The following is an 18,118-nucleotide window of genomic DNA, read 5'->3' on the forward strand; positions in this document are numbered from 1 at the left end:
CCCAGCCCCTCATCGCCATGGCCATGCTCACCCTCGGAGGCCACCGCCCCACCCTCCCAGGCCGCCAATGACCCACACAAGAGTCAGGAGCGCCAGAAATGCACCCAGTTTCCCTGCCTGCGTGATGGGGTCCGGATGAGAGGGCGGCATCGTTGCAGGTCAGGGACTATCGGTGTCGCGTGGGCCGACGCTCTTGGGGCTCCTCGTCGCGAAACTGGGTGCATTCCTGCACACTCACCACGGACTCCCCCCTTGTTCCCGCCGAAGCCGGAGCCGCGGACACGGGGGCGGACCTCGTTGCCAGAACAGAGCGGACTTCGATGCCCCAACTGAGCGGACCTCGTTGCCAGAACAGAGCGGACTTCGCGGGTCGAACAGAGCGGACCTCGGTGCCAGAACAGAGCGGACCTCGGTGCCAGAACAGAGCGGACCTCGGCACGTTGGGGTGGGAGGGCGGGGTCGATGCCAGAATGGGCACATGGAGCTGCACACACACCTGGCACTGACGGACCACCCCCTGGGCACCGTCCTGATCACCCACGGCTACGCCGAGCACTCCGGGCGCTACGCGCACTTCGTCTCCGCCCTCACCGCGGCGGGTTGGGACGTCCACACCTACGACCTCCCCGGACACGGCACGGCTCCCGGACCACGGGCCCGGGTCGACGTCGGGGCCCTCATCCTCGACCACCTCCAGGTGCGCCGCACCGCCCTGGAGCGTTCACGCACCGAGGACCTCTTCCTCTTCGGCCACTCCATGGGTGGCACCATCACGGCTGCCTCCGCCCTCCTCGACGGGACGCACCTGCGGGGCGTCGTCCTGACCGGGCCCGCATTCCGCCCCGATCCCTCCATGCCGCCCTCCGTGGCCCGCTCACTGGTGCCCGCTGCACGCCTGGCGCCGGGAACACCCACCGTGGAACTCGACGACGCCCACATCTCACGTGTGGCCGAGGTGGTACACGCCTACCGCGAGGACCCCCTGGTCTTCCACGGGCGCGTGCCCCTGCTGACGGGTGTCACCATGGTCCTCCAGGGGGACCGGGTCATCAGCAACGCCGGGATGCTGGTGGTTCCGACGCTGCTCCTGCACGGCAGCGCCGACGCCCTGGCCAGGATCGAGGGGTCACGGGAGTTCGTGGAACGCACCCGCACCGCCGAGGTCCACCTGCGCATCATCGACGGCGCCTACCACGAACTCCTCAACGAGCCCGAGGGCCCTGCCCTCATGCAGGACATCATGTTGTGGATGGGTGCGCGCCGATGACAGGGGACGCCCTCGTCAGCCCACGGGCCCGCCACCGCGCGGAGCCCACCCTCCCCCCTCAGCCCTCCCTCACCGTGGCTGCCCCCACGCCCCCGGGCCGCCGCGACCTGGCGACACTGCCCAAGGCGCACCTGCACCTGCACTTCACCGGCGCCATGCGCCCCCAGACCCTGGTCGAGCTCGCCCACGACTCCGGCATCCGGCTGCCGCCCCACCTCCTGGACCTGGACCCCCTGAAAGTCCCCGCCGACGCCCGCGGGTGGTTCCGCTTCCAGCGCTCCTACGACTCCGCACGCACCCTGGTGCGCTCCGAGGCCGTCATGCGCCGCATCGTGCACGAGGCCGCCGAGGACGAGGCGATCGAGGGTTCCGTCCACCTGGAGATGCAGGTGGACCCGACCTCGTACGCCCCCTGGGTCGGTGGGATCACACCGGCCCTGGAGATCATCCTCGACGAGGCCGAACGCGCCTCCCGGGACACCGGGGTCCAGGTGAGCGTGGTCGTGGCCGCCTCCCGGACCCGTCACCCGCTGGACGCACGGATCCTGGCGCGCCTGGCCGCCCAGTACGCCGGCACGGGGGCGGGCAGGGTCGTCGGCTTCGGACTGTCCAATGACGAGAGGGTCGGGGACACCGCCGCATTCTCCAAGGCCTTCCACATCGCACGCGATGCCGGACTGGCCGCGCTCCCCCACGGTGGGGAACTGCTGGGACCCGAGTCCGTGCGCGAAGTGGTCGCGGCACTCGGACCGACACGCCTGGGTCACGGGGTGCGCACCACGGAGGACCCGGCCCTGCTGGACCGGTTGGTGGAGGAACACATCGCCTTCGAGGTCTGCCCCACCTCCAATGTGCACCTGGGCGTCTATCCCGACCTGGCACACGTGCCCCTGGAGACCCTCATGCAGCACGGGGCGACGGTGGCCCTGGGTGCGGACGACCCGCTCCTGTTCCACTCGCGCCTGCTGGCGCAGTACGTCGCCGCGCGGGACGTCCACGGCCTCAGCGACGCCCAACTGGCGGATCTCGCCCACCAGTCCGTCGAGGCCTCGCTGGTCGGGGAGGAGGAGCGCCGTGACTGGCACCGACGCATCGACGCCTGGCTCGCCGCAGACCCCGCCTGAGGACGTCCGCGCGCGTCTGTCGCGCCTACGAGGGCGACTGGGACGGCTGGAGGAGTTGCGTCCCGAGCTCCGGCTGTCCGAGTTGCTGCCCGATCGGCGCTCCCGCCCGCTGTGGCACTGGTACACGGAGCTCCGCGACGACGAACGTGCGGACTCGGACCGTCCCTGGGTGAAGGTCCCCCCGATCATCGGTCGAGCCCCCCTGGCCCTGGGGGACTGGACGGCGTCCTTCGGCAGGCGCCTGCGTCTGGACAGGGGTCTGGACCTGCCTCCCGGTCCCGAGTCCTACCGGCGTGTGCCGGGGAGCTCCACAGGGGAGGCCTCGGGCACGGTCGGGCCGCGCGGTGATGCGTCCGACGTGGCGTCGACGGACGTGGTGGACCCGGGCACGGCGGCCGACAGGGCAGCCGGCAGAGCGGCTGGCACGGCGACAGGCGCGGTCCCCGGAGCTCCCGCCGCCGGGAGCAGACGACTGGTTGCACTCGGCCTCCCGGGCATCTGGGAGGACTGGCGCCACCTCCACGTCTGGGCCCAGGAACTGCACGACGCGGGGTGGGACGTCCACCTGCTGGAGTCCCTGGGCGACATGACAGCGCCCGTGCCGGACCTCGCCGGGCTCGTCGCCGAGCACCTGCACCTCCAAGACCTCCACGACGTCGTCCTCTTCGCACACTCCAAGGGCGGGTTGGTGGGCAAGGCGGTCATGCTCGGACCCGAGGGTGACCGGGTGCGCGGACTCATCGCCTGCGCCACTCCCTTCAACGGCGCGCCCATCACCCAGCTCCTTCCGACCTCGGAGCTGTCCGAACTCTCACCCCCACTCCCCCACCATCGCGGAGCTCAGCGCCGAACGGGAGGTCGACTCCCGCATCATCCAGGTCGAGGCCGAGTGGGACCAGTCGGTCCCGCCCTCGCCACTGCCCGGCGTCCGCCACATCACCCTGCCGATCACAGGACACTCCGCCATGCTGTCCTCCCCCGAGGTGGCACGCACACTGGTGGTGCTGACACGCCAGCTCGTGGACCGAGGAGGGGCCGTCACCCGGGGAGGGACCGGCACCCGCGTCGGCGACGGCACCGGTCGGGTTCGGCTGGACCGGGCGCCGGGCCAGGACACTGACGGTCGACCTCACCCCGGTTCCGGACCCGGACCCGGGCCCACAGACCCGTGAAGTCGACCCCGAGTGCTCCCACGAACGCTGTGGTGCTGCCCACGGGCTCTGTCAGAGGCTGATCCCCAGGGTCACGGGCTCGGGCACCAGCTCGATGCCGAACTCGTCGCGCACGCCCTCCCGCACGGTGCGGGCCAGCGCCTCGAGGTCATCGGAGGTCGCCCTCCCGCGGTTGGTGAGGGCCAGGACGTGCTTGGTCGACAGTGAGGCGCGGGGGCCGCCCTCGTCCTCGGTGGGCAGCGCGAAACCACGGGGGAAGCCCGCGTGGTCGATGAGCCAGGCGGCCGAACCCTTGACCGTGCCCTCCCCGGCGTCGAAGCGGGGCGCCCCCGGGGGCAGCAGGGCTTCGGCGGCCTCGGCGGGGAGGATCGGGTTGGTGAAGAACGAGCCCGCGCTCCAGGTGTCGTGGTCCCGGTCGTCGAGCACCATGCCCTTGGAGTGGCGCAGGCCGAGCACGGCCTCCCGCACCGCGAGCACGGGCGCGCGACCACCGGGGACCGCGCCGAGGCGACGTGCCAGCTCGGCGTAGAGCACCGGGGCGGAGAGGTCGGAGCGCTCCAGGGTGAAGGTGGCCTCCAGGACCACCCAGCGCCCGGTCGGCCCCCACGTCCGACCACCGACGTCGGGTTCCTGCAGGGACCGCTTGATGGCCGAGGTCCGGTAGCCGAGGCCGAGATGGCCCACGGGCAGCTCGACGACCTGGTCGAGTGCGCGGTCCCAGGCGCGCACGGAGGCGAGCGTCTCGGAGACCTCGTGGCCGTAGGCACCGACGTTCTGGACGGGTGCGGCGCCCACACAGCCCGGGATACCGGAGAGCGCCTCCAGGCCGGAGAGCCCCTGGGCGAGGGTCCAGCACACGAACGCGTCCCAGGGCATGCCCGCACTGGCGGTCACCTGGACCTGGTCGCCGTCCATCTCCTCCTGTCGCACCACTCGGCGGGCGTCGCGCACGACGATCCCGTCGAAGGGCCGGTCGGAGGCGAGCAGGTTCGAGCCGCCCCCCAGGACCAGCACCGGGCGGCCCTCACGGTCGCCGGCGCGCACCGCGCCGACGAAGCTCCACTCGGTGGCGGCCTCCACCAGGGCTGCCACGTCACCGCCCACGCGCAGGGTCGTGAGGTCACGCAGGGAAGGGATCATGGGTGAGCCCGGGCCGGCTGTCCACGGCGCTCCGCCCGCAGTGGCGGAGGCCGGGGAGGCCTCGGGCCGTGAGGCGTCCGCGCCACCGAGCATTGCCGGAGCTGTCTCCGTCATCGTCGTCCCTCTCTCGTGCCCCCGGGGCACAACGTCCTGAGCCGTCTCAGGCGGCTCCGCGCACAACCCTAGTGTCAACCCCGGTCCTGACCTGAGACCCGGGGCGGGAGCAGTCCCATCGGGCGTCGATCAGTGCCGTGGCGGCACGGACGCTGACCAATGCGAATGCAGGCCGGCCACGGACCCAGCAGCTGTGCGCCCGGGCGAGAGGAACGACCTTCCCGCCCGGGTCGGAAGCCCTCCCGCGACGCACGGCATCACTTCGCGGGTGTCGAGCCCTCCGGTGTGGCCACCTGCTTGGTGAGGAGGATGCCGACGGTGATCGGGATGATCAGCACCACCATCGCCCGGTGGTAGCCGACGTGTTCGGCGACCACGCCGAGCACCGGCGGGCCGATGAGGAAGGCCCCGTAGTTCACGGTGGAGAGCACCGAGACACGTGCCGCCGTCATCGACGGATTGGTCGACAGTGCGGAAGCACCCGTGGGGAAGACCAGCGCGGCGCCCATCGCCCACAGCAACACCCCCACCAGGGCCAGCCAACGCCACGGCGAGAACGCCACGAACACGAGACCCACGCACGCCAGGACCAGGAGGGTGCGCAGCAGTCCGTCGGCGGAGAACCGCCGGTGGAGGCGCGTGGAGGAGAGCCGTACCGCCGCCATGGTGGCGAGGAACAGTGAGAGGATCACGGATCCCTGGGCTGCGGTGTAGCCGTACCCGTCCACCATCGACAGCGCCAGCCAGTCGTTCGCGGATCCCTCCAGCAGTCCGGCGGAGAGCACCATGACGGCGATCAGGACGGTGCGCCGCTCCCCCCATGCCTGACGGGTGCGCCCCTTGACCCGTTCCTCCGAGCTCTCGGTGGCACCCACCGAGAAGGTGCGGACCTCCTCCTCGGACAGGAAGAAGTGCGAGACCACCCAGACCACCGCGCAGCCGAGGACAGCCGTTCCGATGAGGTGCACCGTGACGTCCACGTGCGCATGGGCCAGCGCGGCCCCGACGAGGGCGCCCGAGACCGTGCCGATGGAGAACATGGCATGGAGCTTGTCCAGGAGGATGCGCCTCAGGGACGCCTCCACCAGCCCGCCCTCGATGTTCATCGTGGCTGCCCACAGGGACATCCCACAGTTGAGCAGGACCAGGCAGGCCGTCAGGCTGGAGCGGCTGACGGCGTGCACGGACAGCGCCACGCCCACCAGGGCGATCGCCCACAGCGTCGCGCCGGTGCGGGCAGTCGCCCGTGCCCCGATCCGCCCCACCAACGGACCGGACGAGGGCAGTGCGACGAGGGAGCCCAGCGAGCCGACCAGCAACATGGTGCCCAGATCGGTGGGCTGCAGGTCCAGGGCGTCACGCACCGCCGGCAGACGGGAGAGCCAGGAAGCCACGGCGAAGCCGAAGGTGAAGAAGGTGATGACACAGGCCCAGGCGGCGCGCTCGGCGCGGCTTCGGTCGATCGATGGGGTCATCGCGGGCTCCGGGGATGTGGTGTGGTGGGTGTCGGAGTGGCGGGTGCCGACTGACCGGCCCGATCAGGGATGGGACCGCCCTCGTCGACGTGGAAGGGGGACGACCCGGGGGGCGGACATGCGCGACGCCCCCGGTGAGCAATGCTCAGCCGGGGGCGCTGCGAAGCTGGGAGCGGTCAGCGCGTCTCGCGGTGGACCGTCGACTTGTGGCAGCGCGGGCAGTACTTCGCGAGCTCAAGGCGATCCGGCGTGTTGCGACGGTTCTTCTTGGTGATGTAGTTGCGTTCCTTGCACTCGGAGCACGCGAGCGTGATCTTCGGGCGGACATCCTGCGACTTGCTTGCCACGGTGAATACCTCACTTGCCGATTCGTTTGTCGCCGGGCGACCTGGGATTCCTGGTAGCGGGGGCGGGGCTCGAACCCGCGACCTCACGATTATGAGTCGTGCGCTCTGACCAGCTGAGCTACCCCGCCGCAGAGGCTTGCGCGGCGGCGACCACTGCGCGAACCAGAGCCCCGAAAGGGAATCGAACCCTTGACCTTCTCCTTACCATGGAGACGCTCTGCCGACTGAGCTATCGGGGCAACGAGGGAAACCCTATCCCAGCACGATCGAGTGGTTCAATCGGACTGCATGAGAAGGACCTCACACGTGGGACCGCAGGCGAACCCGCGGTCCTGTGGCGGGGGAGGGATTCGAACCCCCGAAGCATTCCGCGGCTGATTTACAGTCAGCTCCCTTTGGCCACTCGGGTACCCCGCCATGCACGTTCCGTCAGCCGCCGCACTGCCTCAGCAGGGCTGCGCCGCCCGTGCGGTGCCATGGAAGAATAGCAGGGCAGGGACCCCCGATGCCAAATCGGAGAACGCTGTGCGGACGTGATGAACACGACGCCCGCAGGTGCGTTCCGGAGGGCCCCGTGGAACGGGTCCGCAGGCGCGTGGGCCTGCCCCCGCGCAGCAGTGCACGGCCCATGACCCGAGGCACGGGACAGGGCCCATCACGTGAGGAGAGGAACACATGGCAGATTCATCATTCGACGTCGTCTCGAAGCTGGACCGGCAGGAGGTCGACAATGCCGTCAACCAGGCCGCCAAGGAGGTCGCCCAGCGCTATGACTTCCGCGGGGTCGACGCCTCGGTCAGGCTGGCGGGGGATGCCATCGAGCTGGAGGCCAACTCCTCCGAGCGCGTGATGGCGATCCTCGACGTCCTGGAGACCAAGCTGATCCGGCGCGGAGTGTCCCTGAAGGCACTGGACCTGGAGGATCGCGAGCCCAAGGCCTCGGGCAAGCTGTACCGCTTGGTGGCGCCGCTGCGCGAGGGGATCGCCCAGGACACCGCGAAGAAGATCACCAAGCTGATCAGGGATCAGGGCCCCAAGGGTGTCAAGGCCCAGATCCAGGGCGACGAGGTGCGGGTCTCCTCCAAGTCCCGGGACGACCTCCAGGCCGTCATCGCCCTGCTCAAGGGAGAGGCTGGCGCCGGGATCGATGCGGCGCTGCAGTTCGTCAACTACCGGTGAGGTGGGCGAGGGACCGGGTGGAGTGCGGGAGCGGCGCGGGGCTCGCGCGGGGCTCGCGTAGGGCTCGCGGGCGAGCCTGCATTGGGCGACGATCTCAGCAGGCCGGATGCACCCATTCGCCTCCGTTGTGGCGCTGAGATCGTCAGTCAATGCAATGGCGGACAACGCACGGGCGTGCACTCGCGGAGTGGCGGGCATGTCGCCCGCCACTTCCCCGTCCGACCACGCCCGCGATGCCTGACAACGACACCCCGGCCCGGGCCCCGACCGCCGTGTGCATTGACGGAGCGCTCCCGCGATGCCCTGAGACCACACCCCGGCCCGGGCCCATCAGCCGTGTCCGGACCCCACACCCACGCCTGAGCACCGGATCGAGTGCGTCTCGGCACTCCGCACCGCATCGGGACATTCCCACGCCGGGACCTTCAGCCCGCGAGCACACGGATCGGATGCAGTCGGACGCGCCCTCGTACGCGTGACGCCACCTCGTGCGCGACCGCAGCGGGATCCCCGAGCTCGCGGAACTCGAAACGCACGACGGTCCACCCCGCAGCCTCGATGAGCTTCTGTCGCCTGTCCCTGGTGGACAGACTCTCCAGGATGGTCCAGCGATCGCGACCGTACTTCTCCTTGCCGTCGAACTCGATGACGACCCATAGGTCCGGAACACCGAAATCGGCGTAGAACGTACGTCCACCAGCCTCGATCCTCATCTGGGTCTTGACCCCGCCGAAGCCGGCTGCTGCCAGGATCCAGAGCAGGAGCCTCTCTGGGACGGACTCACATGCGCCGTCGACGACCTCCAGGACGACGCGTGCGCGAACCCGGTGCCTGCGTGTGGGGAGCTCGTCCAACAGGGCCTTCATCCGGTTGCGCCACACCTCCTCCCGCACCCGCGAGCCCTCCAGGTCGAAGCGGTCGAAACCACACAGGCGGCGCAGGGCCCCCGAGACCAGGACAACGGCCTCGCGGGGCTCGCATGCGAAAGCGCACTGGACCGCAGCCAACTCCAGGCTCGCGAGTGGGATGCCGACGTCCTCGACCGTCGCGGCGGGAGGATCGAAACGGTGGCGGACAATGCTGGCCCCGGGGGCGTGAAGGGTCCCGATCCGCAGCGCGGGCAGCACATCCTCCCCTCCACGTCGCCAGCTCGAGCCCACCACCACGTGGACATCGACGATGTCCCCCAGCCCCGCCACCCCACGGACGTCAAGAGCTGTCCCATGGCTGACGACGACTCCCGGATGGACCAGGCAGACAGCGATTGCCCGGACCAGGTTGGTGCGGCGGACGAACTCCCACCAGTCCTCGGTCTCCAGGTAGGACCGGGTCACGAGGATGTTGCGGTAGACGCGCACCAGCTCACCCCTGGACTCCGCACGAGTGCACTCGCGCGAGTTGCGTGCGTTCGCCACCACGATGTGTGCCCGGGCGTGTGCGATGTCGTCCGTCGTGTCCATGCCGGACAGGCAAGTCGAAGCGGTCCCATCGGTCCACACGTCGGCACTTACCCTGTGGACACCCGACGTCACCCCGCTCGCCTGTGGATTCCGCGGCGTCGACCATTCACCGGGTGCGGGAAGGACTCCGAGGTGGTCGGACGAGGCGGCGGCCTCGTGGGCCTGTTCGCAGCGGTGAGCCCGGAGGGGGATGCCACAGCGGAGCACTGGAGCGGGAAGCGCCGCACAGTGAGCGATGACCGGACGTCCCGTCCGACTCATCGAGGCTCGCCGCCCCCCCCGGGGCCCGAACTCTCGGTCATCCGGATGGGGTGGGGAGCCCGGTACGTCGGTGCGCTGCATTGAGCGACGATCTCAGCCGCCGATCCGGGCCGTTGAGCACGTCAGAGGATGCTGAGATCGTCGCTCAGTGCTCAGTGCTCAGTACCCGGCCATCTTCTCCAGCCGAGCGATCCGGTCGGCCATCGGGGGGTGGGTCGAGAACAGCTTCTGGACCCCCGTGCCCCGGAACGGATTGGCGATCATCATCGCTGCCACGTTCTGGTTGGCGGGCGTGGGCTGCAGCGGCACACGGTCGGTCACCGTCTCCAGCTTGCGCAACGCCGAGGCCAGTGCCAAGGGGTCCTGGGTGAGTTGGGCACCGTCCTCGTCGGCGTCGTACTCCCGGGTGCGCGAGATGGAGAGCTGGATCAGCGTCGCGGCCAGTGGAGCGAGGATCGCGGTGGCCAGCGCAGCCAGGGGGTTCACGCCGCCCTGGCCGTCGCGACGTCCGCCCCCGAAGAACATGAGGAACTGCGCGATCGAGCTGATGAGACCGCCGATGGCTGCGGCCACGGACGAGGTCAGGATGTCCCGGTTGTAGACGTGCATGAGCTCGTGCCCCAGCACCCCGCGCAGCTCACGTTCACCCAGGATCTGCAGGATGCCCTCCGTGCAGCACACGGCGGCGTGCTGGGGGTCGCGCCCCGTCGCGAAGGCGTTCGGGGTCGGGGTGGGTGCCACCCAGATGCTCGGCATCGGTTGGCCGGCCCGCTGGGAGAGCTCGGCCACGATGCGGTACAACTCGGGCTGGTCCTGCGCCGTCACCGGGTAGGCGCGCATCTGGCGCAGCGCGATCTTGTCGGAGTTCCAGTAGGAGTAGGCGGTCGACGCCAGACCGAAGAGGACGAAGATCCAGATCCAGGAGGAGTTGCCGGTCCCCTGGGCGATGAGTCCACCGATGAGGAGGAGGATGACCCACAGAGCCATGAAGAGCCCCGCGGTCTTCAACCCGTTGTGGTACCGATGATGCCCCAAGTTCCGTCCCCTCCACTCGTCCCCGTCAACGGTATCCGCGCAGGCGGCGGGGGGCGCGGGAAAGTGCACTTTCCCAGAGATCCCCAAGGTTGGGTGTGACGAGGGCGACGCCGGAACGTGCGAGGAACCCCGAGCGACAGGGGTCCGCCCGCCGTGCCTCGGGGTGGGTCAGTGGTTGCGGCAGGACTCCGGGCCGGAGTACTCCGGTCCGAACCTCTCGACCGCCCCGGGCACACCCAGCTCACCGGGGTGCCCGACCAGGTCACAGGTCACCGTGGTGCCCTCGTCGAACTCGTGACGCGAGATGCGCGTCATCGCCTCTCGGGAGACGACCTTGACACGCTCACGGATGCCGCGGCCCGCAGGCAGCTCACCGAACTCGGAGCCGAGCTGCTGCTCGTAGGCGTCGAGGAGCTCCCACCCCTCCCAGTTGGTGAAGGGAATGCCCCGGTCCTCCAACAGCTTGACCATGGCGTCGTGCCCGACGGCCTTCGTGCCCGCGTGCAGGGCACCGGCCTGCGCGTCCTCGACGAGGTGGGCGATGGTCTGCTGGGCGTCGGACTTCGTGGAACCGATCAGACCGACAGGGCCGCGCTTGACCCAGCCGGTGGCGTAGAGACCGGGGACGGTCTCGGTGGAGCCGGCCTCGACGGTGACACGGCCCTCGACATTGGGGATCGTGCCGTGGCGCTTGTCGAAGGGGACCCCGGGCACGGGCGAGGAGTAGTAGCCGACAGCCCTGTAGACGGCCTGGACGGGCCAGGTCGTGAACACCCCGGTCCCGCGCACGGTGCCGTCACCCTTGAGCTCGGTGCGCTCGGTGCGCAGGGCACGCACGTGGCCGCCCTCGTCGGCGAGGACCTCCACCGGGGAGGCGAAGAGGTGGATGTGGATGCGACGCGACGCTGTGCGCTCCTCGGGGTCGACGGAGGCGTAGTTCGTCAGGGTCTTGACGACCTGGCGCTGCTGGTTGGAGGAGCGCAGCGCCTCCTCGGAACCGGCGTCGAAGTCGAAGTCCTCCTCGTCGACGATGACGTCGACGTCGGGGACCTTCCCGAGCTCGCGCAGTTCCAGGGGTGTGAACTTGACCTGCGCAGGGCCGCGGCGGCCGAAGACGTGCACATCGGTGACCTGGTTCGCGGCGAGACCTTCGGCGACATTGGGGGGCAGTTCGGTGACCATGAGGTCCTCGATGTGCTTCGCCAGGACGCGCGCGACGTCCAGTGCGACATTGCCGACGCCGATCACGGCGACCTCGCGAGCCGTCAGCGGCCAGGTGCGGGGGTAGTCGGGGTTGCCGTCGTACCAGGACACGAAGTCCGCGGCGCCGTAGCTCTCCGGTAGGTCGATGCCGGGAATGTCCAGGGGCGCGTCCCTGTCCGCACCCGTGGCCATGATGACCGCGTCGTAGTGGTCGCGCAGGTCCTCGATGGTCACATCGCGGCCGATCTCCACATTGCCGAGCAGGCGGATGTCGCCGCGCTGGAGGATCCGGTAGAGCGCCACGATGATCTGCTTGATGCGCGGGTGGTCGGGGGCCACTCCGTAGCGGACCAGGCCGTAGGGGGCGGGGAGGCGTTCGAAGAGGTCGATGTTCACGTCGAGTCCCGATTTCGAGAGGATGTCCGAGGCATAGATCCCGGCAGGTCCAGCGCCGATCACGGCGACGTTCAGTGTGGTCACGCCCGATTTCCTCCGCTCTGTGCCGTCCCGCGGGGTGCGGGCCGGCTTGTCACAGCCACACCATCCTAGCGTGGGGCACCGGGAAGGTAAGGCGAGCCTCACCACGTCTGCCTGCCCCGGCGGGGCGGGACGGGCGTGACAGCGACCACCGCGACACACCAGTGGGCCCCGCCCCGGGGTGGGGTCCTGAGCGGCTCGCCGGTGCGACGGACGACCGCACACCCTCCACATGCACACTGATTGGTCATCCACGCGTGGCCCGCCCGACACCTACTCCGACCATGCTGCGAGCACGCCCGTCACGTCACGACCCGCGTCGGGCGCATCCCATCACCCGTAGAACGGACCAATGATGAGTCACCACTCCCCCCGGGGCCGGATCACCATCGGATCAGTGCTCGCCACAGCGGCCCTGGTCACCGCGGGCACGGTCCCCGCGCTCGCCGTCGACCCCCCTCCGACCTCCCCGGACGCCGATGCCACCACCGACACCGGCGTCCTCTCCATCCTCTCCACCACCGATGTGCACGGACACGTCTACAACTGGGACTACTTCCGCGATTCGGCTCCTGCCGCCGGCGGCGAGTACGGCCTCTCCCGCCTCGCGAGCGCCGTCGAGGACGTGCGCGCCGAGCGCGGGGACTCCTCCGTCCTCCTCCTCGACAACGGGGACGCCATCCAGGGCACCCCGCTGACCTACCTCTCGGCCAGCCAGCCCGACATGCTCACCGGTGGGGACACCCACCCCATGGCGCAGGCCTTCAACCTCCTGGACTACGACGCCCAGAACCTGGGCAACCACGAGTTCAACTACGGCCTGGACACCCTGGCCACCTACGAGGGCGAACTCGGCGCACCCCTGCTGGGCGCCAATGTCGTCAGGGCTGGCACCGACGAGCCGGCCTTCGAGCCCTACACGATCATCGACAAGGAGGTCGCGGGCCACACGGTCAAGGTCGGCGTCCTCGGGGTCGTCACCCCGGGCATCAGGATCTGGGACAGGGCCAACGTCGAGGGCGTCCTCGAGTTCCAGGACCCGACCACCGTCGCCCAGGAGTACGTCCCCCGGATGAAGGCCGCCGGTGCCGACATCGTCGTCGTCCTCGCCCACACGGGCCTGGGCACGGACACCACCCTGGTGCCCTCCGAGCTGCAGGAGAACACCGCACAGTTCCTCACCACCCAGGTCGACGACGTGGACGTGGTGATCGGTGGGCACACCCACCAGGACATCCCCTCCAAGGTCACCCACTCCCCCGACGGCTCCCCGGTCCTGTTCACGCAGCCGAACTACTGGGCACGCTCCCTGTCCGACGTCCAGGTCCCCCTGACCTTCGACGCCTCGGGCACGCCGTCCGTCGACTGGCCGAGCAGCGGTGACGCCTCCGCCGACGACGCCACCGTGGCGGGATGGGTCACGAGCCACCGAGCCACGGACCTGCCCGATTCCACGACCCTCACCGAGGACCCCCTGCTCGCCCAGGACCACGCGGACACCCTCACCTACGTCAACACCGTGGTCGCCCAGTCCACCGAGACCATGACCGCGGAGTCCTCACGCTACGAGGACACACCCATCCTCGACTTCATCGGGGCCGTCATGGTGGACACCGTCAGCGACGGGATCGCCGGGACCGCCGCTGCGGACCTGCCCGTCATCGCCCAGGTCTCCCCCTTCTCCCGCGACGCCGTCTTCAACGAGGGCGACGTGACCATCAAGGACGTCGCCGGGCTCTACATCTACGACAACACCCTCCTGGGGGTGGAGATGACGGGTGCCGAGCTCCGCGACTACCTGGAGTACTCGGCCAAGTTCTTCGTCCAGGTCGACGAGGGCGCGACGTTCGACCCGGAGACCGGGACGAACGCCGTCCTGGCGGGCACGCCGGTGCCCGACTACAACTACGACGCCCTCACCGGCGTGGACTACCGCATCAACATCTCCAAGCCGGTCGGTGAGCGCATCGAGGGACTGTCCTACGACGGCACCCCGGTCGCGGACGGTGACGAGTTCGTCCTCGCCATCAACAACTACCGTCAGTCCGGTGGTGGCGGCTTCCCGCACGTGACCAGCGCGCCGGTGGTCTACAACGAGCTGGTGGAGATCCGCCAGCAGATGATCGAGTACGCCCAGGCCCGCGAGGTCATCGATCCGGCGGACTTCTTCGTGGACAACTGGGCACTCATCACCACCAGCGAGGTCACGCCCGACCCCGAGCCGAGCGAGACTCCCACGGGGACCCCCGACCCGAGTGGCTCGCCCACGCCCACCTCGGCGCCGGGCTCCAGCAGCACCCCGACCGCCGGTGGCGATCCCTCGACCACGACGACCGCATCCACCCCGGGACCCGGATCCTCCTCCGACCTGGCGAAGACCGGTTCGGATGCCTCGGCGCTGGCGGGGCTCGTGGCCCTGCTCGCCCTGACCGGTACCGCTGGACTCATGGTGGCGCGGCGCAACCGCTGAGTCGCCACGTGCACTCGCCCTCCGGGATGGCCTGACGGGCCGTCCCGGAGGGACCACCCGGACGACCGCATGGGGTCCCGGTGTCGCGATCCGGCCCGTGTGGCAGGAGACCGACACCGGGTCCCCTCTTCGTCGGCCGGCGCGGCCCCGGACGTCCCCGGGCCCGGCCCCGTGGCCGAGCGGTGCCGGCGTCCTCAGTCGAAGCCCTTTTCGGGCCCCCATCCATGGCCGCGGTGCCGGGGGCCCGTGACATCCACGTGTGGTCTCGATGCCGAAACCGTGCGCCCAGGGCGTTCTCAGGCATCGAGACCACACGTCGATGTCACCCCCGCCCCGGTGGGCACCCCGGACGGTCCTCAGAGCTTCGTGATCGGGGCCATCCTCAGCAGCAGCCGCTTCTGGCGCCCCCCGAAGTCGATCTTCGCGACGCTGCGGTTGCCGGACCCCTCCAGGCCCACGACCGTGCCGCGGCCCAGGCTCGCATGGTCGACCTGGTCGCCGACCTTCAGCTGGGGAATCTCGCGGGCCGGTGTCGCCGCCCGCGGAGCCGTCGCCCCCAGACGCACCGTGCGCCCCAGCCGGGAGCCTCCCATCGCCGACCCGTTCCCGGGCGTACCGGCCCCGATCACAGGGCCGCCCTCGTCCTCGCCACGCATGCGCGGACCCCGACCACGGGCACCACCCCGGGCGCCGCCGCCCCAGGACCCCGAGTCCCAGGAACCGGACCCGCCCGAGGACCTCAGGCGGTCCATGGCCGTGGTGTCGCGACGCACGTCGAGCAGCTCCGGTGGGATGTCGTCGAGGAAGCGCGAGGGTGGCATCTCCTGGGGTGCTCCCCAGGCCGAACGCACCGCGGCCCGCGTCAGGTACAGGCGCTGCCGGGCGCGTGTGATGGCGACATAGGCCAGCCGTCGTTCCTCGGCGAGCTCGGCCTCCTCCCCCAGGGAACGCTGGTGGGGGAAGGTCCCGTCCTCCATGCCCGTCACGAACACGATCGGGAACTCCAGGCCCTTGGCGGTGTGGACGGTCATGAGGGTCACCGATCCGGATCGCTGGTCCTCCGCGGGCACCTGGTCGGAGTCCGCCACCAGTGACACCCGCTCCAGGAAGTCGACGAGCGTCCCGGTGGGGACCTGCTGGTGGAAGTCCTCGGCCACGGAGTGCAGCTCGGCCAGGTTCTCCACCCGTGAGGCGTCCTGCGGGTCCTCGGACCGCCGCAGCTCCTGCAGGTAGCCGGTGTGGTCGAGGACCTCCTCGAGCACCTGCCCGGGTGTGCCGCCCGCCGACTCCAGGCGCCGCAAGGTCTCCAGCAGACCGTAGAAGCTGGCCACCGAGCCCGCCGCACGCGCCGTGAGGCCCAGCACCGCGGGGGCCGACTCCTCCTCCGGAGCAGGCTGCGGGACCGGAGCGGGCTGTGGGACCGGCGCGGCCGCGTCGGTGCCCGTGTCGGCGGCGGCGCCGGTGCCGTCGGCGTTCGGTGCGGAACCCCCGGCACTGACCGGACCCGCGACCCCGGCCGCGCCCTCCTCCTCAGGGACCACGGCGGCGTCGCCCCCGTCCTCCGGGGATGCCGGGGCAGCGCCCGCCTCCGCGGGGGTGACCGGGGCCTCGGGGATGTCGATCCCCTCGCCCTCCCCCGCTGGCCTGCCCTGTCCGATCCACACGTGGCGCAACGCCTGCCCGAAGGAGACGCCGTACCTGTCGGCATGGGCGACCAGCGCTTCCTCGGCCTTGGCGCCGATCCCGCGGCGGGGCGTGTTGATGACGCGGCGCAGCGCGACGGTGTCATCCGGGTTGGCAACGGCCTGCAGGTAGGCCAGGGCGTCCTTGACCTCGCGCCTCTCGTAGAAGCGCGTGCCACCGACGACACGGTAGGGGATGCCGGAGCGCACCAGCAGTTCCTCCAGGGCACGGGACTGGGCGTTGGTGCGGTAGAAGATGGCGATGTCGCCCCAGTCCGCTCCCTCGTCGCTGAGGCGGTCGATCTCGGAGACGACGAAACGGGCCTCGTCGTGCTCGGAGTCGGCGGCGTCCACCGTGATGAGCGGCCCGTCCCCGGACGCGGTCCACAGGCTCTTCGGACGTCTCCCCTGGTTGCGTGAGATCACCGCATTGGCGGCGGACAGGATGTTCTGGGTGGAGCGGTAGTTCTGCTCCAGCAGGATGGTGGTGGCACCGGGGAAGTCGCGTTCGAACTCCTCGATGTTGCGGATCGTGGCGCCGCGGAAGGCGTAGATCGACTGGTCGGAGTCGCCGACGACCGTGAGTTCCGCGGGTGCCACCCCGTCGCGCCCCTCGCCCACGAGCTCCCGCACCAGGACGTACTGGGCGTGGTTGGTGTCCTGGTACTCGTCGACCAGGACGTGGCGGAAGCGGCGGTGGTAGTGCTCGGCGACCAAGGGCTTGTCCTGCAGCAGGCGCACGGTGCGCATGATGAGGTCGTCGAAGTCCAGGGCGTTGGCCTGGCGCAGGCGCTTGTCGTAGTCGCGGTAGGCGGCCACGACCACCTTGGACACGGGGTCGTTGGGAGCGGTATCGGCGTACTCCTCGGGCGTGACGAGTTCGTTCTTGAGGTCGGAGATCCGCGCGGCCACCAGCTTCGGGGAGAAGCGCTTGATGTCGACGTCCATGGACTTCAGCACCATCTGCAGCAGGCGCTGGGAGTCCTGGGAGTCGTAGATCGTGAAGGTCGAGGTCAGCCCCGCCGCGTCGTGCTCGGCACGCAGGATCCGCACGCACGCCGAGTGGAAGGTGGAGACCCACATGCGCCGGGCGTCCGGGCCGACCAGCTCCGAGACGCGCTCGCGCATCTCGGCGGCCGCCTTGTTGGTGAAGGTGATCGCCAGGATCTCACCCGGCCGCGCCCGGCCCGTCTCCAGGAGGTGGGCGATGCGGTGGGTGAGGACCCGGGTCTTGCCGGACCCGGCGCCGGCCATGATGAGCAGGGGACCGCCCTCGTGGACGACGGCCGCGCGTTGGCGGTCGTTGAGCCCGCGCAGCAGGGTGTCGGGGGCGGGGCCGCGGGAGCACGCGGAGCGCGCAACCGGGCCCACGCGGTGACCGGATCCTGCCGGGGAGTCCCCGTCACGGCCGCTGGGCACCTGCGTCGGGACCGCCGTCAGGTCCGCGCCCTCCCAGGGATCGCCGAGTCCGTCGTCCACGGGGTCGTCAGCGGGGACGTAGCCGTCCTCGTCCCACACCGGGAGACCGCGGGCGCCGGGTGCCGCGTCCAGTGGGCCCAGGTCGGGCAGGGTCGTCGAGGAGTGCCCCCCGTCACTGACGAGGGCGCCTCCCGCTCCCGCTGTCCTGCGGCGCGCGGTGGTGGGCACCCCGTTGCCGGTGCGGCGGGTGCGGGAACGGGAGGGTGACAGGTCGAAGTCCATGGCGACACCAC

Annotated in this window: 12 protein-coding genes and 3 tRNA genes; 4 read left to right on the forward strand and 11 right to left on the reverse strand. The window is 70.3% G+C overall.

Annotation, left to right across the window (positions count from 1 at the left end):
• Window positions 1-484 precede the first annotated feature (484 nt).
• Together BQ9890_RS08580 and BQ9890_RS08585 are read left to right on the forward strand one after the other, a co-directional pair.
• Entirely contained in the window at window positions 485-1,267 is a 783-nt protein-coding gene (locus BQ9890_RS08580) for an alpha/beta hydrolase (protein ID WP_407638912.1), read from the forward strand.
• On the forward strand, window positions 1,264-2,391 hold the full coding sequence (locus tag BQ9890_RS08585) for an adenosine deaminase (RefSeq protein ID WP_078062336.1): 1,128 nt from the start codon (window positions 1,264-1,266) through the stop codon (window positions 2,389-2,391). Before BQ9890_RS08580 ends, BQ9890_RS08585 begins: the two co-directional genes overlap by 4 nt.
• An 811-nt stretch (window positions 2,392-3,202) precedes the next feature.
• On the opposite strand, the gene BQ9890_RS15660 is transcribed toward BQ9890_RS08585, so the two are convergent.
• The 7 genes from BQ9890_RS15660 to BQ9890_RS08620 form a co-directional block, all read right to left on the reverse strand.
• Window positions 3,203-3,358 (reverse strand): hypothetical protein, encoded by a 156-nt coding sequence (locus tag BQ9890_RS15660; protein ID WP_154671908.1) that lies wholly within the window; start codon window positions 3,356-3,358, stop codon window positions 3,203-3,205.
• Between the two features lie 256 nt (window positions 3,359-3,614).
• Window positions 3,615-4,703, reverse strand: coding sequence for a UDP-N-acetylmuramate dehydrogenase (locus tag BQ9890_RS08595; protein ID WP_407638913.1), 1,089 nt, complete (start codon window positions 4,701-4,703; stop codon window positions 3,615-3,617).
• Window positions 4,704-5,074: 371 nt separating this feature from the next.
• Window positions 5,075-6,292 carry an MFS transporter gene (locus BQ9890_RS08600; protein WP_075890849.1) on the reverse strand — a complete coding sequence of 406 codons (1,218 nt, stop codon included), beginning with the start codon at window positions 6,290-6,292 and terminating at the stop codon, window positions 5,075-5,077.
• 176 nt (window positions 6,293-6,468) lie between these two features.
• Complete coding sequence (gene rpmG / locus BQ9890_RS08605; RefSeq protein ID WP_043536130.1) at window positions 6,469-6,639, reverse strand: 50S ribosomal protein L33; 171 nt, start codon at window positions 6,637-6,639, stop codon at window positions 6,469-6,471.
• Between the two features lie 51 nt (window positions 6,640-6,690).
• Window positions 6,691-6,767 (reverse strand) — tRNA-Met (locus BQ9890_RS08610).
• Between the two features lie 38 nt (window positions 6,768-6,805).
• A tRNA-Thr gene (locus BQ9890_RS08615) sits at window positions 6,806-6,878 on the reverse strand.
• A 96-nt stretch (window positions 6,879-6,974) separates the two neighbouring features.
• Window positions 6,975-7,056, reverse strand: a tRNA-Tyr gene (locus BQ9890_RS08620).
• 258 nt (window positions 7,057-7,314) lie between these two features.
• Between BQ9890_RS08620 and BQ9890_RS08625 the strand changes: the two genes are divergently transcribed.
• Entirely contained in the window at window positions 7,315-7,818 is a 504-nt protein-coding gene (locus BQ9890_RS08625; protein ID WP_075890851.1) for a YajQ family cyclic di-GMP-binding protein, read from the forward strand.
• Window positions 7,819-8,243: 425 nt separating this feature from the next.
• On the opposite strand, the gene BQ9890_RS08630 is transcribed toward BQ9890_RS08625, so the two are convergent.
• The 3 genes from BQ9890_RS08630 to BQ9890_RS08640 all read right to left on the reverse strand — a co-directional run bounded on the left by BQ9890_RS08630 (window position 8,244) and on the right by BQ9890_RS08640 (window position 12,257).
• A complete protein-coding gene (locus tag BQ9890_RS08630) occupies window positions 8,244-9,278 on the reverse strand; it encodes a PDDEXK family nuclease (protein ID WP_075890853.1) in 1,035 nt (344 codons plus the stop codon).
• A gap of 420 nt (window positions 9,279-9,698) precedes the next feature.
• Window positions 9,699-10,574 (reverse strand): zinc metalloprotease HtpX, encoded by an 876-nt coding sequence (gene htpX, locus BQ9890_RS08635; protein ID WP_075890855.1) that lies wholly within the window; start codon window positions 10,572-10,574, stop codon window positions 9,699-9,701.
• A 168-nt stretch (window positions 10,575-10,742) separates the two neighbouring features.
• Window positions 10,743-12,257 (reverse strand): FAD-dependent oxidoreductase, encoded by a 1,515-nt coding sequence (locus BQ9890_RS08640; RefSeq protein WP_075890857.1) that lies wholly within the window; start codon window positions 12,255-12,257, stop codon window positions 10,743-10,745.
• A 394-nt stretch (window positions 12,258-12,651) separates the two neighbouring features.
• On the opposite strand from BQ9890_RS08640, the gene BQ9890_RS08645 reads away from it, so the two are divergent.
• Window positions 12,652-14,724, forward strand: a complete 2,073-nt coding sequence (locus BQ9890_RS08645; RefSeq protein WP_230297885.1) for a bifunctional metallophosphatase/5'-nucleotidase — start codon at window positions 12,652-12,654, stop codon at window positions 14,722-14,724.
• Between the two features lie 356 nt (window positions 14,725-15,080).
• On the opposite strand, the gene BQ9890_RS08650 is transcribed toward BQ9890_RS08645, so the two are convergent.
• Window positions 15,081-18,107 carry a UvrD-helicase domain-containing protein gene (locus BQ9890_RS08650; RefSeq protein ID WP_078062337.1) on the reverse strand — a complete coding sequence of 1,009 codons (3,027 nt, stop codon included), beginning with the start codon at window positions 18,105-18,107 and terminating at the stop codon, window positions 15,081-15,083.
• Window positions 18,108-18,118 lie beyond the last annotated feature (11 nt).

The sequence above is a fragment of the Actinomyces provencensis genome, from assembly GCF_900155435.1.
Lineage (GTDB): Bacteria > Actinomycetota > Actinomycetes > Actinomycetales > Actinomycetaceae > Pauljensenia > Pauljensenia provencensis.

Coding starts and splice junctions, on each gene's coding strand:
- BQ9890_RS08585 (WP_078062336.1), top strand. CDS start 1,264: ATGACAGGGGACGCCCTCGTCAGCCCACGGGCCCGCCACCGCGCGGAG.
- BQ9890_RS15660 (WP_154671908.1), bottom strand. CDS start 3,358: ATGGCGGAGTGTCCTGTGATCGGCAGGGTGATGTGGCGGACGCCGGGC.
- BQ9890_RS08595 (WP_407638913.1), bottom strand. CDS start 4,703: ATGATCCCTTCCCTGCGTGACCTCACGACCCTGCGCGTGGGCGGTGAC.
- BQ9890_RS08600 (WP_075890849.1), bottom strand. CDS start 6,292: ATGACCCCATCGATCGACCGAAGCCGCGCCGAGCGCGCCGCCTGGGCC.
- BQ9890_RS08625 (WP_075890851.1), top strand. CDS start 7,315: ATGGCAGATTCATCATTCGACGTCGTCTCGAAGCTGGACCGGCAGGAG.
- BQ9890_RS08630 (WP_075890853.1), bottom strand. CDS start 9,278: ATGGACACGACGGACGACATCGCACACGCCCGGGCACACATCGTGGTG.
- BQ9890_RS08650 (WP_078062337.1), bottom strand. CDS start 18,107: ATGGACTTCGACCTGTCACCCTCCCGTTCCCGCACCCGCCGCACCGGC.